The organism is Paenibacillus suaedae, assembly GCF_032337355.1.
GTDB lineage: Bacteria > Bacillota > Bacilli > Paenibacillales > Paenibacillaceae > Paenibacillus_B > Paenibacillus_B suaedae.
The window spans coordinates 123,479-139,609 of sequence record NZ_JAVYAA010000005.1; the positions used below are offsets into that span (position 1 = coordinate 123,479).

At 47.1% G+C, this 16,131-nt stretch carries 15 protein-coding genes; 4 read left to right on the forward strand and 11 right to left on the reverse strand.

Annotated features, from left to right (window positions below; genetic code table 11):
* Positions 1-217: 217 nt before the first annotated feature.
* From ahpF to RQP50_RS20080, 10 genes are all read right to left on the reverse strand, one after another.
* Positions 218-1,747, reverse strand: a complete 1,530-nt coding sequence (ahpF, locus tag RQP50_RS20035; RefSeq protein ID WP_315746500.1) for an alkyl hydroperoxide reductase subunit F — start codon at positions 1,745-1,747, stop codon at positions 218-220.
* A 14-nt stretch (positions 1,748-1,761) separates the two neighbouring features.
* A complete protein-coding gene (gene ahpC / locus RQP50_RS20040) occupies positions 1,762-2,325 on the reverse strand; it encodes an alkyl hydroperoxide reductase subunit C (RefSeq protein ID WP_021257326.1) in 564 nt (187 codons plus the stop codon).
* A 479-nt stretch (positions 2,326-2,804) separates the two neighbouring features.
* A complete protein-coding gene (cydC, locus tag RQP50_RS20045; RefSeq protein WP_315746501.1) occupies positions 2,805-4,568 on the reverse strand; it encodes a thiol reductant ABC exporter subunit CydC in 1,764 nt (587 codons plus the stop codon).
* Positions 4,565-6,295, reverse strand: a complete 1,731-nt coding sequence (gene cydD, locus RQP50_RS20050) for a thiol reductant ABC exporter subunit CydD (protein WP_315746502.1) — start codon at positions 6,293-6,295, stop codon at positions 4,565-4,567. The genes cydC and cydD overlap by 4 nt, the downstream gene beginning before the upstream one ends.
* Positions 6,295-7,311: a cytochrome d ubiquinol oxidase subunit II gene (gene cydB, locus RQP50_RS20055; RefSeq protein WP_021257329.1), complete on the reverse strand. Its 1,017-nt coding sequence runs from the start codon at positions 7,309-7,311 to the stop codon at positions 6,295-6,297. The genes cydD and cydB overlap by 1 nt, the downstream gene beginning before the upstream one ends.
* Positions 7,298-8,701 carry a cytochrome ubiquinol oxidase subunit I gene (locus RQP50_RS20060; RefSeq protein WP_072729169.1) on the reverse strand — a complete coding sequence of 468 codons (1,404 nt, stop codon included), beginning with the start codon at positions 8,699-8,701 and terminating at the stop codon, positions 7,298-7,300. The genes cydB and RQP50_RS20060 overlap by 14 nt, the downstream gene beginning before the upstream one ends.
* A gap of 374 nt (positions 8,702-9,075) precedes the next feature.
* Entirely contained in the window at positions 9,076-9,765 is a 690-nt protein-coding gene (locus RQP50_RS20065) for an ABC transporter permease (RefSeq protein WP_083545115.1), read from the reverse strand.
* Complete coding sequence (locus RQP50_RS20070; RefSeq protein ID WP_072729170.1) at positions 9,758-10,681, reverse strand: ABC transporter ATP-binding protein; 924 nt, start codon at positions 10,679-10,681, stop codon at positions 9,758-9,760. Before RQP50_RS20070 ends, RQP50_RS20065 begins: the two co-directional genes overlap by 8 nt.
* A 247-nt stretch (positions 10,682-10,928) precedes the next feature.
* Positions 10,929-11,864: a sensor histidine kinase gene (locus tag RQP50_RS20075; RefSeq protein WP_394358422.1), complete on the reverse strand. Its 936-nt coding sequence runs from the start codon at positions 11,862-11,864 to the stop codon at positions 10,929-10,931.
* Positions 11,865-11,873: 9 nt separating this feature from the next.
* Positions 11,874-12,578, reverse strand: a complete 705-nt coding sequence (locus tag RQP50_RS20080; protein ID WP_072729172.1) for a response regulator transcription factor — start codon at positions 12,576-12,578, stop codon at positions 11,874-11,876.
* A gap of 317 nt (positions 12,579-12,895) precedes the next feature.
* On the opposite strand from RQP50_RS20080, the gene RQP50_RS20085 reads away from it, so the two are divergent.
* Complete coding sequence (locus tag RQP50_RS20085; RefSeq protein ID WP_072729173.1) at positions 12,896-14,104, forward strand: MGDG synthase family glycosyltransferase; 1,209 nt, start codon at positions 12,896-12,898, stop codon at positions 14,102-14,104.
* 253 nt (positions 14,105-14,357) lie between these two features.
* On the opposite strand, the gene RQP50_RS20090 is transcribed toward RQP50_RS20085, so the two are convergent.
* Positions 14,358-14,492, reverse strand: a complete 135-nt coding sequence (locus RQP50_RS20090; protein WP_315746504.1) for a hypothetical protein — start codon at positions 14,490-14,492, stop codon at positions 14,358-14,360.
* A gap of 41 nt (positions 14,493-14,533) precedes the next feature.
* On the opposite strand from RQP50_RS20090, the gene RQP50_RS20095 reads away from it, so the two are divergent.
* The 3 genes from RQP50_RS20095 to RQP50_RS20105 all read left to right on the forward strand — a co-directional run bounded on the left by RQP50_RS20095 (position 14,534) and on the right by RQP50_RS20105 (position 16,104).
* Positions 14,534-14,905, forward strand: coding sequence for a hypothetical protein (locus RQP50_RS20095; protein WP_315746505.1), 372 nt, complete (start codon positions 14,534-14,536; stop codon positions 14,903-14,905).
* Between the two features lie 98 nt (positions 14,906-15,003).
* Positions 15,004-15,135 (forward strand): DUF4023 family protein, encoded by a 132-nt coding sequence (locus RQP50_RS20100; protein WP_021257338.1) that lies wholly within the window; start codon positions 15,004-15,006, stop codon positions 15,133-15,135.
* 255 nt (positions 15,136-15,390) lie between these two features.
* Positions 15,391-16,104 carry a GNAT family N-acetyltransferase gene (locus tag RQP50_RS20105; protein WP_315746506.1) on the forward strand — a complete coding sequence of 238 codons (714 nt, stop codon included), beginning with the start codon at positions 15,391-15,393 and terminating at the stop codon, positions 16,102-16,104.
* The last annotated feature ends 27 nt before the right edge of the window (positions 16,105-16,131 follow it).

The following is a 16,131-nucleotide window of genomic DNA, read 5'->3' on the forward strand; positions in this document are numbered from 1 at the left end:
GCTGTAACCAACAATACAAGATATGTCAATTTCAACCTACATACATGTAACCATTATAGTTACAACATTTTAGCGAATCAACCCTAAATCCTATAAAGCTCTCTGTTCCGTATTGATAGGCAAATAACAACAGCCCCCACTTCATGTAAGAAATGAGGGCCGTCGCTCGCTTGACCTGCCACGAGGCAAGAAGCGTATCTATTCATGATGATATCGATTAATTGCGAATGAGATAATCGAATGCACCCAATGCTGCTGTAGCACCAGATCCCATCGAGATGATGATCTGCTTGTATGGGCTATTCGTGCAATCGCCGGCTGCAAATACACCAGGTACGCTTGTTGCACCATGGCTGTCTACTACGATTTCACCCATGCGAGTGCGCTCAACGGTATCAGCTAACCAGTCTGTGTTCGGCACAAGACCGATTTGTACGAATACGCCTTGCAGCTCAACATGCTTCGTCTCCCCTGTAGCGCGATCGATATAGGAAATGCCGTCAACCTTGTCTGTACCGGTAATTTCAGACGTTTGCACATTCTTCAATACCGTTACATTCGGTAGGCTGTACAAGCGGTCTTGCAATACAGCATCGGCTTTCAGTTCTGGAGCGAACTCAAGTACCGTCACATGTTTTACAATACCCGCAAGATCGATTGCTGCCTCTATGCCAGAGTTGCCGCCGCCAATGACTGCCACATCCTTGCCTGTGAACAGAGGTCCATCACAATGCGGGCAGTAAGCTACCCCTTTGTTCTTGAACTCTGCTTCACCAGGGACGCCTACGTTCCGCCAACGAGCACCTGTCGATACGATGACGGTCTTACTTTTCAGTACAGCACCGTTTTCGAGTTCAATTTCGATAAGATCCTTCTTCTCCAAGCGTTTTGCACGCTGAAGCTTCATGACATCGATATTGTACTCTTTCACTTGATTTTCAATATTCGCTACGAGCTGAGGACCTTCCGTGTATTTCACACTGATAAAGTTCTCAATGCCGAGCGTATCGTTGACCTGACCACCGAAGCGCTCTGCAACGATGCCTGTGCGGATCCCTTTGCGTGCTGCATAAATCGCCGCACTCGCACCGGAAGGCCCGCCGCCGATAACAAGAACATCGAATGGATCTTTATTATCGAACTCGGATGCATCTGGAGCTGTACCGAGCTTAGCCAGAATTTCTTCAACGGTCATACGTCCGCCGCCGAAGAATTCGCCGTTCAGGTATACGCTAGGTACAGACATAACATCCTTGCTCTCTACCTCTTCCTTGAATACGGCACCGTCAATCATCGTGTGCGAAATGCCAGGGTTAAGAATGCTCATCAGGTTCAGCGCCTGCACAACATCCGGACAGTTATGGCAGCTCAGGCTGATATAAGTTTCAAACTTATATTCGCCGCGAATGCTTTTAATTTGATCAATCACACTCTGCTCTACCTTAGGAGCTCTACCGCTCACTTGCAGCAAAGCCAATACCAAAGAGGTAAACTCATGTCCGAGCGGAGTACCGGCAAAAGTAACGCCTGTATCTTCACCTACACGGTTCACACTAAAGCTTGGAGTGCGGGACAACTGTATCTTCTCCACAGTAATCCGAGACGACATGCCAGCGAGTTCCTCCACCAAGGACAGCATCTCCGAAGACGCATCATCAGAGCCAGCGCTGACCTTGAGAACAATATCTCCCTCAAGAAGCTGGAGATATTGTTCTAGTTGTGCTTTGATATCTTGATCTAATGCCATTGTAAGGACACTCCTTAGATTTTACCCACGAGGTCAAGGCTTGGCTTCAATGTTTTGCCGCCTTCTTGCCATTTCGCTGGGCAAACTTCACCTGGATTGTTGCGAACATATTGTGCCGCTTTGATCTTGTTGATAAGAGCACTTGCATCACGACCGATGCCGCCAGCGTTGATTTCAGCTGCTTGAATGATTCCATCTGGGTCGATAATGAACGTACCGCGGTCTGCAAGACCTGCTTCTTCGATCAATACGTCGAAGTTGCGGGATACGATATGGGATGGGTCGCCGATCATAATATATTCAACTTTGCCGATAGCCTGGGAGCTTTCATGCCAAGCTTTGTGCGTGAAGTGTGTATCTGTGGATACGGAGTACACTTCAACACCCAATTTCTTCAGCTCTGCATATTGGTTTTGCAAGTCTTCGAGCTCAGTAGGGCAGACAAATGTGAAGTCAGCTGGATAGAAGCACACTACGCTCCATTTACCTTTGAAGTTCTCTTCTGTAACTTCGATGAATTGACCTTTTTGGAATGCATTTGCTTTGAATGGCAGTACTTCTTTTCCGATAAGTGACATAGTTACTATCTCCTCTACTTTGATTTATGGTTTATTTAGAGCATGTCGGTAACAACACACTCGGTAACACACTTTATAATAATTATTATTAACTAAACGATTCAATCTGTCAAGCTATTTTATAATAATTATAATATGAAAATGATATTCTTTCTCAATTAGGTCATAATTCAGACATACCTTCTTCATTATGCTGTTAAATAAGGTGAAGTATTCATTTTTCATTCTTAGGTGAATGCCGAGCTGCAGTTCAATGCTACTTATTTATTACCCTAATTGAACCGTTAGCAATCTCCTTCATTAGAAATTCGATTACCCTGTCCATCTTCCTTCCTGTTTACGAAAAACATCGGGAACGATAGCAAAGAAAGTACTCATATTGAAAAAATAGCACCAGAGTCTCACCCTGATGCTATCCTGACCTTTTCTATTTCTTCTATATAGAAGCATAAAAGACAAAGCTTCAAACGCTATGAAGATTACAGTAACCCTTTGCCTGGGCGATCTAAATGATACAAGTTGCGGTAACGCGGATATTGCTCCATAAGCTCGGCATGCGTACCGCGCATTTCCACCTGACCATTTTCGATAAAGACGATCTCATCCATCTGCTCAACACCAACAAGATGGTGGGTAATCCAGATGAGCGATTTGCCCTTCATCGTCTCGAACATGGTCGCCAGCAGCTCCCGCTCCGTCTTCGGATCGAGACCAACTGTCGGCTCATCGAGGATGACGACTGGCGTATGCTGAAGCAGTACCCGCGCCAGCGCGATGCGCTGCCGTTCACCACCTGAGAAGCGCTGTCCGGTCTCCATCATCGCCGTATCATACCCTCTCGGAAGCGAAGCAATAAGTGTATCCAGCTTCACTTGTTCCGCTACCTGACGAATCTCTTCATCCGAGGCACTGCGCCGTCCTAGACGAATATTGTTCGCTACTGTCGTATCGAATAGATGTGGACGTTGATTTAGCACAGACAGAATCTCTGGGATATGCTCACCATACTCGTCAGCGCGAACATTATTGATCATGACGCTGCCAGACTCCGGCATAAGCGCACCTTGAATTAAGGTAGACAATGTGGACTTGCCGGCACCGCTTCGTCCGATAAGCGCAACCTTCTTGCCTTGCGGCACATCAAGTGATACCCCATCAATCGTTAAGGATGCTGAGCCTGTATGACGGAAGCTGACTTGATCCAAACGGATATGGGCAGACTCACGCACTTGCTGCAGCAGCTCTGGCTTCACATTCGCTGCGCTGCCAGCAGTTTGCTCAACAGTCGCCTCTCCCATGCTCGACAGGCGTTCCAACGAATCTTCATACTGAGGAAGCTTCTCTACCGCTTCCGATACCGGCAGGAAAGCGTCCATCAACGGGAACACCACAAGACCGAACGCCGCAATCATGACGGCAGGCATATTCCCATCGGCCGCTTGGCCGCCGGCCCAGTACACCATCGTAATGACCGTCAAGCCGACGACAGATTGTGCGATTAGCGTTCTCCACCGCGCCCACATCCGTAAATCTCGGTCAATACGAGCCACCCGCGCCTCATCTGCTTCATAGGAGTCGACAAATTGAGAAGCGCGTCCGCTAATGACCCAGTCGCTCATACCAAGTACCGCATCCGTCAACTTCCGATATAGCCCGCTGCGCTCCTGCTTCATAAGGCGGTGCTTTCGACGTGTGAACCATAGCGATATCCATGGCAGAATGAAGACGAGTACTGCTATATACAATGCCATCAGCAGTGCGAACGGGAGATCGAACCAGCCCAGGGCTGCGATCCCTGCCGCATACATTACAATCGCGACAATGCTCGGAAAAATAGTACGTACATAGACATTTTGCAAATGTTCAATATCATCTGCCAGCACGCCAAGCACATCCCCTGTGCGGAATCGGGAACGAATGAATAAAGCTTGCGGCTCCAAAATCCGGTACAGGCGAACACGCATCTTCGATAAGATGCGAAGCACGGCATCATGACCTACAAGCCGCTCTACATAATGCACGACGGCTCTGCCAATACCAAATGTGCGCACAAGCACAATCGGTACATACACCATGAGAATGTTCTCCGGACGTGCAGCTGATTTGGATATCAAGAATCCGGAGGTGAACATGAGCGCACTCGCGCACAGTACTGTCAGCATGCCGAGGAAAATAATGAGCGCGAAGCGACCGCAGTAGCGCCGCAAATAAGGGCGCAGCCATTGATTCTGTTCACGTGTCACGATATCCCCTCCTGCTGCGAAATCAACATGCTGTAATACACGCCTTGGCGTTCAAGCAGCTCTTGGTGCGTACCTGCCTCTGCTACCTTTCCATGATCCATGACGATAATCCAATCCATATCTTCCATCCAATGCAGGCGATGCGTCGCAAAGAAGACCAGCTTGCCTTCGAACAGCGATAGCATCGTCTGCTTCAGCTCATATTCTGTCTCAATATCCAGATGTGCCGTAGGCTCATCCAGCATCATAATCGGTCTGTCGCTCAGGAATGCACGAGCAAGCGCCACACGCTGCTCCTGACCGCCGCTAAGAGAGCGGCCTCCATTGCCAATAAGCTCATCCCGACCATTTGGCAGCTCAGCAGTCAATGTAGACAAACCAGCGGCTGCAAGGGCGCGATCCACTTCTTCATCAGAAGCTTCAGGCGCATAGAATCGGATATTGTCAGCGAGCGACACGTTGAAAAGATACGGATGCTGCGGAATATAAGTCGTCAGCTGACGCCAAGCTTCCTCATCAAGCGATGGCACGTCCGCGCCGTTCAAGGTGAACTGTCCTGATGTCGGACGAAGGAAACCGCCAAGCACATCAATGAGCGTAGACTTGCCTGCCCCGCTCTCGCCGACAATGCCGACTTTCAGAAGCCCCGTCACCTCACATGTTACATCATCCAGTGAAGACGGCCCATCCGCTTCATGCTTCACACCTATGCCGGACAAGGCGATTGTGCTATCCTTCGTCCAAGCAAGAGAGGATGGATGCTGTGAGGCACTTTCCCCTACTTCAGTTTCATGTTTAATGATCGCATCAATTGCTTTTCCAGCTTCTTTCCCGTTCAATGTCGCGTGATAATCAGCGCCAACCATGCGAACAGGCAGGAAATACTCAGGGGCTAGAATCAGCACCGTAAGCCCCGTCACCAATGTCATTTCTCCATTAATAAGACGAAGACCCAGGCCGACTGCTACAGAGGCAACGGATAACATCGTAAAGAAGTCAAGGGCGAAGGAGGAGAGAAAAGCAACACGAAGCGTACGCATTGTCGCAGAGCGATACTTGTCACTCACTTGCCCAATCGTATCACTGTGCTTGCGGCTCTGCCCCAGAAAACGAAGCGTCTCCAGGCCTCGAAGCGCATCGACAAAGTGATTCGATAAAATGCGGTACGACTCCCATTGTCGATCCATCTGCTTGCGCGCAGCAAGCCCAACTAGTATCAGAAATATAATCAAAATCGGCAGCGTCACAATCAAAATAATACCGGACGCCGTATCTAGCGTGAGTACATAGAGTAGGATGAGAATTGGCGTAATGCCCGTACTCATCATCCGAGGAAGAATCAGTTCCACGTACGTGCGGAACTGGGAGACCCCTTCAAGTACAAGAGTAACGAGATTGCCCGTACCTTCTGACTTGGCAAAGCGAGGTCCATACTGGAACAACTTATCCATCAACTGACGCCGCAAGTTTACCCCTGTCTTCTCGGCGAAGTTGTAGGCTACCTTCTGCATGAGCAAGGTCGTCACTTGACGGACGGTAAACGCAAGCAGGAACAGACCCATATTTGCGGTTTGTTCCTGCAACGGCGCGCCGGCAAACAAGGCGGAGATAACCTCCGCCAGCTTGATTGCCAGACCTATGATGGATAGTGTTTGCACGAGAGTAAGGACGGCAATGATGAACATTGTCGGCCTTGCTCCCTCATACTTGAGCAAATTTTTATCCATTAGTATTCTAAATGCTCCTTCTCATGAAGCCGTTTATGGAAGACGAAATAACTCCAAATTTGATATCCTAGCACGAACGGCAGCAAGGTTAAGGCTACGATCGTCATCACTTTCAATGAGTATTGCCCGGAAGCTGCGTTATGAATCGTTAAGTCGAATGCCTTATCAATCGAGCTAATCATAACACGCGGGAATAATCCGATAAAGACAGACGCGATCGATAGAATGATAACTCCGCCCGTCATGCCGAATGCCCAGCCATCGCGCTTCTTCGCCATGAAGTAGCCAGCAAGCACATAAACAATAACCCCAACTACAGCAACAGCTGTCAAGATCCCACCGCGAACCTCAAATACATCCGTCTTGAAGTATGTCATAGCACCGAAAGCAACAAACAATACCGCCAAAGGCACTAGCAGCATCTTCGCCTGCTTACGTGCACGCTCCTGCAAGGAGCCAATTGTGCGCAGCGTTGTGAACATCAAGCCATGCACGAGGCACAGTACCGTAACGGTTACCCCGCCAAGCAATGTATACACATTCACCATATCGAACAGTCCAGCCTTCATTTCCATCTGGCCGTCAATTGGCAAGCCTTGAATCAGTCCTGCGAATACAACCCCGCACAGGAATGGAGGAAGCAGACTTCCTAAGAAAATCGCCCAATCCCAAGACTTCTTCCAGCGTTCTGTCTCTTTCTTGCCGCGGAATTCGAATGCGACACCGCGTCCAATTAATGCAAGCAGCAAAACGACAAATGGCGTGTAATATCCACTAAACAGCGTAGCATACCAGTTCGGGAACGCAGCGAACATCGCCCCGCCAGCCGTAAGCAGCCATACTTCATTGGCATCCCAGAACGGACCGATCGAGTTGATTAATACGCGTTTCTCCCCATCTGTACGGGCCAAGAACTTCGTCGACATGCCGACACCGAAGTCGAAGCCTTCCAAGAAGAAGAATCCGACAAACAACACTCCAACTAGTAGAAACCACAATTCATTAAGAGATAACATGTTGTCCCTCCTGATCAAACGGGTCATTCGAATGTTCTGCCTTCATTACTTCATTCGGACCCTTTTTGATGACACGAACGAACAAATACACAAGCACGATAGCAAGTACGGTGTAAATTGTCGAGAATGCGATAAGGGAGAATAGCACTTGACCGCCCGACACGCTCGGCGAAATACTGTCTTCTGTCCGCATGAGACCAAATACCGTCCACGGCTGACGACCAATTTCCGTCATAATCCAGCCTGCTGTATTCGCAATGAACGGCAATGAGATTGCATAGAGCATGAAACGCATAAACCACTTATTCGGATTGCCCAGCTTCTTGCGTGCTGCCAAGAACCAGCCATACATGCCAAGCAGAATCATCAATGTTCCGGCAAGAACCATGATGCGGAAGCTCCAGAATGTTGTCTTCACCGGCGGAATGTAATCGCCAGGGCCATACAACTGTTCATACTCCGCTTGCAGTTCCTTCATCCCGCGAACTTCACCGGAGAACTTACTATAAGATAGGAAGCTAAGCAAGTATGGAACTTTGAATTCCATGCTGTTCTCTTGCTTGTCTGTATTAATGGCTGCAAATACCGTCCACGGTGCAGGGTCGCCACTTGTTTCCCACAAGCCTTCACTTGCCGCCATCTTCATTGGTTGGGTATGCATCAAATATTGTGCCTGCTGGTGACCGAAAACCGCAACCAGAATGGAAGAGACCGTAGCTACGATAACACCAATCTTGAACGATTTTTGGAAGAAAGAAACGTCCTGCTTCTTCAGCAGTTTATAAGCACTCACCCCAGTGATGAGGAACGCTCCTGTTGCAAATGCACCGAAAATCGTATGCGGGAATTCAACAAGCAGCTGACCATTTGTCAGCAGCGCGAAGAAATCGTTCATTTCCGCACGGCCATTGTTAATCTCGAATCCGACCGGACGCTGCATGAAGGAGTTCGCCGCCAAGATCCACAAGGCGGACAACGTTGTACCAATGGCTACAAGCCAAATGCACAAGCAGTGCACCTTCTTCGATAAGCGATCCCATCCAAATATCCATAATCCGATAAACGTTGATTCCATAAAGAATGCCAGCAATGCTTCAATCGCAAGCGGCGCACCAAATACGTCTCCGACGAAGCGAGAATAGTTCGACCAGTTCATCCCGAACTGGAATTCCTGAATAATACCAGTGACAACACCGACACCGAAGTTAATGAGGAACAGCTTCCCCCAGAACTTCGTCATCTTCTTGTACTCTTCATTTCCCTTGACGACATACATCGTCTCCATCATTGCGATGAGCAATGCTAGACCAATCGATACCGGTACGAAGAAGAAGTGAAAAATCGTCGTCGATGCAAACTGAATGCGCGATAATAAGATCGTATCCCACATATCGTTGTCCTTCCACCTTTCTATTTATACTCTCATTCCTATGCTGAATAGGCTGTAATACCTGCGTCGAACACGGTATCAATGACGTTGATTACATGTTCCAGTTGTATTCTGTCAGATACAGAAACGCTGCAATGTGATATTAATCACAATTTTAAAGCAATTACTTGATCAAAATAAGAACATTGTGTCGAATTTCACAAATATGTCGAAAAAAAGTGAAAAAAAGAAGAAAAAAGACATTGTGCCTTCTTTCCCCTTTACAAGCAGCCCGCAATGTGCTGCACCTTTTTACCAAAAGTTATTCTGAAATTTGTCACGAATTTGGGCATGTCACATCGCTGTCACAACAAGGTATTTTGCTGCATCTATTTTTATTTATACAGGTCGATCGTATCAATCTTGCGAATCGTCAAGTAACCAATCACTATACCAAGCGCAGCAAAAGCAAATGGCACTGCGATAATGGACCACAAGGTAAATCCGCCAGTCGACGAGCCTAGAAAGCCTGCAATTAGAATGGAGCTCGTAATGGTCGCAGCCGCTGAATATTTGCGCATGCCGAACCATAATGGAATCAGACTTAAGCAGCTTGCTGCTAAGGAGTTGATAACACTAGTTGACACTTGATGCGTAACCATACTTATTGTCGCCGTGCCAGGTACAGTGTGCGCATAAGAATTGTATAAGAGGAATCCACTGATAAGTACAATATTTGCTAGAATAATGGCAATAAAGGTGTACAAGACCACAATGATTAGCTTAGCTGTTATGAGCTTCTTCCGTGGAATCGGGTACATGAACATGACCGTTATAGACTTGCTCTTGAACTCATCAATAACCATTCGGCTTAGCAATACCGAGGCCGTAATAATGAAGGATACCTTCACAAACGTATCGATGATACCGAATACCTCGGATATATCATGGAACGCGATACCTTGTGTATCCCCATAGATTCCAAGCAAAATAAAGAGGAAAATCCCGATCGTGACATACATGGCCGTACGTATATAGGTAGCAAACCGGAATTTCTTCAGTTCCAGTCGAATGAGCTTATTCACGAGCATCCCCTCCATTCAACAGCTTCATAAAGTAATCCTCCAAGGAATGATGCTTCTTATGGACAGACTCTACCATGACATCGTTCATAACAAATGCCTTCGTAATATCTTGCTGAGACACCCCCGATTGATAGATGCGGATGATCCGGTTGTCTGTAATACGGAAATTCGAAATATGCATGACTTCTTCAAGCACATAGGCCGCCTTGCTCGCATTATCAGTGATGACCTCAATGAATTCGGACTGCTGCGCCCGAACCCGCTCCATGGGCACTTCCTCCAACAGCACCCCATGGTTAATGACACCGATCGTGTCTGCAACCAGCTCCATTTCCCCTAAGATGTGGCTGGAGATCAAGAGCGTAATGCCGAACTCGCGTGACAGCTTCTTGAACAGGTCACGTATCTCCTTAATCCCAATTGGGTCCAGACCATTAATCGGCTCATCCAGGAGCAGCAGCTCTGGCTTGATCGATATGGCCCGCGCGATGCCTAGACGCTGCTTCATCCCGAGGGAGAAGTCCTTCACCTGCTTGCGTTCAATGCCGTTCAGTCCTACCAGTTCCAGTGCTTCCTCAATCGCCTTCTTATTATGGTAGCCCATGTATTCGCAATGAAGCTCCAGATTCTCCTGCGCAGTAAGACGATCATAGAAGATTGGCTGCTCAATAATTGTCCCCATGCGAGATAGCAAGGAATAGGATGAGGGTGTCATCTTCTCGCCGAACATCTCAATCTCACCACTCGTTGGCTGCACGAGATTCGTCATCATTTTCATAATCGTTGTCTTCCCCGCCCCATTGGGGCCAAGGAATCCGTATATCTCGCCCTTCTTAATATTCATGCTCACATTCGATACGACATCTTTGCCTTGATAATTCTTCGTCAATCGATGCGTCCGTACAAGGAAGGTCATTTCATTTACCCCTCTCATCTCTTCTGATGTCTTCATTGTATCGATTAGCTATTTCTTATTTCTTACCTAATCCTTACGAATTCCTTACGTTCTTTCCGTCTTGACATACAAATAAGGTCCGCAGAGTGCCATACTGGTTACAGCACAGCAAAATCTCTTCGAACCTCGTGACCCTTCCTTCGACGTCATCAGACCTGAACCGTCTATTCATTCACAGCCAGCACTGACCGGTTTCTCGTAGAATACCTCAAGACATTCGCAGGAGCTTAATTGTAAAAATCGTTTTCTTAAAAGGCTTACTATGGAGTTCTATTGATCCGCCCATTGATTCAGCGAGCCGCTTCGTGATCGTTAACCCCAATCCGCTGCCTTCGTAATTTTTGTTGCGGGAATCCTCCAGTGTATACATGCGCTCAAAAACACGGTCTTGGTGCTGTTCCGGAATCCCCTTGCCACGATCCCATACATCAACGAACAGATGCGTATCATCACTGCGCAGAGCTATGCCCAGCACACGGCCATCAGCCCCATACTCTATCGCATTGGAGATGAGATTGTTCAGTATGCGATCCAGTGCGTCTTCATTCCCTCTCGCATAGAGAGAAGCTTCCGGAATCTGAATATCAACCTCGAACCCCCTCTTTGTAAGCCGCTCATAAAATTGGAGAATATTTTTGCGGCATAGCTCGCTCATATCGACTCGAGTCAGCTCGACATGCTTGTCCCCAGATTCTAGCTTCGCTAAATCAAAAAAGGTATGTATAAGCTCTATCACTTCTACCGTCTTGCCATGCACCCGTGTGAGCAGGCGATTCCGTTCTTCGTCACTGATGCGCTCACTGCTCAGATTCAGCGTCTCCAAGTAACCAAGTACAACGGTAAGCGGGGTCTTCAGATCATGAGAGATGTTCGATATCATCTTCCTCATCGCGATCTCCGTCTTCGCATAATTCGCCAGTGCCTTCTCATGATCGACCAGTAATTCATTTATTTGCTCAATGACCCCAATAATCTGCTTATCATCCGTGAACAGCAGGAGCTTCTCCGCAGATTGTGTTCGATGAATTTGTTCCAGCTTTTTTTGAATTTCTGTTAATTGCTGATTGCGTCTTGAATGATTCACATGCTGCGTGTAGACTACGATCAACAGGATTACCATACATATAGATAAAAGGCCCGTTATCATCATTGCTCAACCTTCCCACTTGTAGCCGATCCCCCACAAGGTCTTAATATGGGTAGGATTCGACGGATCGTCCTCTATCTTCTCCCGCAGCCGGCGAATGTGAACATTAATGACATTTTCATCGCCATAGTATTCATCGTTCCATACAAATCCATATATTTGTGCTTTTGTGAACACACGATTCGGGTTGGTTACGAATAACTTTAAAATATCGAATTCTTTGGAAGTGAGTTTCATAGTTTCTTCTTGCTTCTGTACAAGATAATTATCAAGATCGATTAGCAGTTGGCCTGCCTGAATGACGTTCTGTTCGGGCATTGGCTTCACCGCATCGATCTGAACGTACTTCGTTGCACGTCTAATTGCCGCCTTGATTCTCGCAGAGATTTCTAGCATCGAGAAGGGCTTCGCGATATAATCATCTGCGCCGAAGCCAAGTCCGAGTGCCTTGTCTACATCGCTGTCCTTCGCGGACATAATGAGAATTGGGATTGCGCTCCGCTCTCGAACAAGCTTAATCATCTCAAATCCATCTAGCTTCGGCATCATCAGATCGACAATCATCATATCGTATGTGTCAGAGGTGAACTTGGCCATGCCTTCTTCACCATTGGTTGCGGTCACTACATAAAATCCTTCCCTACTCAAATAATCCGATACCATTTCTACAATAGAAGCGTCATCTTCTACGATCAACAGCTTATGCTGCATGCCAGACTCACACCTTTCTCAGACCTTCTCGTTCATTATAGAACAATTACTTAATTTTGGGTCAAATCCCATTGGAAAAGGTAAGTAATAAAAAAAGCTGAAAATCCCCATAAATAGGACCAATAGCGGATAGAACTGGAATAGAGTCCGGACAGCATGCCCGACTCAGGTCTAGGATATAACCGAACTGAGGGCCATTTTCATGAATAGGGAGTTAGGATACGATATTAGTACCAGATAACAAGGAAACGATTGGCAGATCAGCGCAATCGAATATATAGACGAAGACTCAATTACGGCGAAGGAGTGTTATGAACATGTTCGAACGGATGGAAGCACCGTCCACACCGGGCAGGGCGAAGGTGCTTGTACTATCAGGCTCGATTGGCCACGGCCATATGCAGACTGCACAAGCAATTAAAGAAACGGCTGAACGTTGGTACGGCACAGAAGCAGATGTACACGTTGTTGATTATATGGAGCAGGTATCTCCTCACTTGCACAGTGTCGGCACGTATTGCTTCGTACAATGGGTGAAGCTGTTCCCTAGCATGTACGGGTATTTGTTCAATATGACTCGCAAGGATCGTAAGCTAGCACAGTTATTGAAGGGAGTCCGCTTCACAAGCTTGCGCCCGCTGATAAAGCTCGTAGAGCAGATGAAGCCAACTGTCATTGTCAGTACGTTCCCTGCTGCCAGTGCAGCAGTATCGAAGCTGAAGGAGCGCGGCATGATTGATTGCCCAGCTGTTACGGTCATTACTGACCATACAGATCACAGCTTCTGGCTGCATCCCTATACAGATTTATATTTAGCTGGCTCTGAAGATGCCAAGACGCAATTGATTGAGCAGGGTGTTCCTCAATCCCGCATTCAGGTGACGGGAATTCCGGTTCGTCCAGCCTTCTATGAATCCTATTCGAAGACAGAACTGCGCAAGAAGTACGGACTTGATTCCTCCAAGCTGACCGTTCTTCTGATGGGCGGTGGCTGCGGTTTGATGGATCCATCCATGTTGGATGTCATTGAGCAAGCTGGATGGGCACAGGATATGCAATTTATCATCATTTGTGGCAGCAACGATAAGCTTCGTTCACAATTAGAACGCTGGGCCGAATCCAGCCCGCTGCATGTTCGTATTGAAGGCTATGTGAAGCCTGTGCACGAATATATGGCGATGTCCGACCTAATGATTACGAAATCCGGCGGTGTTACTACCTCCGAGGCAGTTGTCCAACAGCTTCCACTACTCGTCTATAAGCCACTTCCTGGTCAAGAACAGGATAACATTCGCTACTTGCTGCGCAGTGGGGTTGCCTGCTGTGCGGAGGATGCAGAAGAATTGGTTGCGCAGTTGTCGATCTTCTCCCGACATCCGGAGACACTGCAATGGATGCGAGAGCGCGCGCAAGAAGAGGCTCCACGTTCCCCATTCCATGCGATGGATGCGATCGTGAATGCCCAGAGATACTCCTTATCGCGACGCCACACAATGGAGCAATGGCTGAACGAGACAATTGTGTAACTTGTTAATTTGCTTTGCAATTTATCTTCACCTACCGCATAGGGCTATTCACTTTATACAACGTATAAAGCAGAGTAGCTCTTTTTTAGGCCATGCACCTGGCATTTTTCTTTATACTGCACGATCACATATCATATGAGTAACCATCAGATTCTATCTTTCACGAAATTTGTTAGGAGTCATATAGAGACAGTGTAATAATATGATCTAATAAAAAAGGAGGGAGTGTGATTTGACAGAATAAAAATAGACCTCACCGCTCTTGCACACCCATTTTGATAGCCTCCATCGTAGACAAGCCCATTCCTTTGGCCACTTTGTAGGTTTCCAGCAATTTTGTCACGAACTTCACAGTTCCGCCGGCAATTGCAGCAAGAGCTCTTTCCACTTCAACGAAATTCGGATCGGCTCAAACAGGAGTGATTTAAATTGAAAAAAACTACAGTCAATTACATTCTGTTGGCGGTCATCGTAGCATTTGCCATTTTCGCTTACCTTTTCAATCCCAATCCACTCATAAAAGACATTGCCGTTTCGAGCGCCATTTTATATTTCTTTATTTTGATAATCCTTCTAAAAAGAAAGGACGATAGGCAACAACCAGGCGAAGCGCAAAAATCGAAGGGAATTTATTCGGAATTTTACAAAGGAATTTACATCGGTTTCGGCATCGTTCTGGGCATTCATTTTTTCATCCAACTATTTACCGATGATGAAACAATGAAAATGACTTCAAGGGTGTTCACCTATACCTATGCCACTATTTTAGGCATCATCTATTTGATAAGGCGGAACAAGTAACAGGAGCCACAATTCAATAAATCCCACTTATGTGGACATGATTTTCCCTTCAACCGGTTATAGTATCAAGGAATGCCTAACAAGGAGGGATCTGTTCAATGGAAGACACCAAGCAATTCGTGGATAAGCTGCATGAAGACCAGCAGAAGGCAAAGCGCAACCAGCAGCGCCATGGCGAAGGCAACCCGGGTTCGAGCTTGCCGGGAAAGCAGCACAGCACTAACAAATAAAAAAAGAAAAGCCGCGCAAAAGATCCCGAAGCCGCATTCAATCGCGGTAAGGAGTCCTGCACGGCTTGTTTACTATATAGGGAATATTATTCAACCTGTACACTCGAACTTCATCCACAACAGCAAACGAAGGGGGGCGCATGCGTTGACTTAAACGAATGCGCAGCAGTACGATAGACAGGAGGTTTCCGAAATTCGGCCGACTAAATGAACAAGCAAGGAAAGCCTAACGTGGAGCCTTATTTACATTGAATCATGATCCGAGGTGGAACCATTTGTAATTCAAGAGCAAGTCACGCTAACGTTATAACGAACAGAACTACCGAACCTTACTCCGTAAAACTACGCCGCACAGATATCCGCCAAGCTGCTGTCGTCCTTGCGCAAGGCTTCATGGATGACCCGCTATATGAGCACATGCTTCCGGAACGGACAACCCGCCTTGAGGTGCTCATCATCTTCTTCCGCAACTATATTGCCATGCTGTATGAGGAAGCCGACCTGTATGCAACGTCCGAACGGCTTGAAGCCGTTGCCCTCGTGTTCCGCTCTGAGCGGGCAGGAGTGTCCCGGTTCTCGCATGCAAGGTACTTGTACCGAATTGCTTGTGCTATTATCAAATCAATCCCGATGTGCCGTTATATCAGCATCCATCAATTTATACGTGGATTGTCAACGCTTAACTCTATGAGCTCCGCCTGGATATCCGAACTGAACGAGCAGGATTATATCCATTTGGACATGCTTGTCGTGCAGCCGCAATTCCGCGGTCAGGGTTTTGTCAGCCAATTAATGAGGCCCTTGCTCTCTGAGTGCGATGCGCGTGGCATTCCTTGCACGCTGGAGACGCATAACCCGAGCAACATTTCCTTGTATGGACATTATGGATTCGAAGTGGTGGATACAATCCCAATGCCCGGGAACAGCGTATCCCAACAATACTGCATGGTGTATCGTCCTGATAAATAGTTAATTCATACTTTTTACATGTATTTA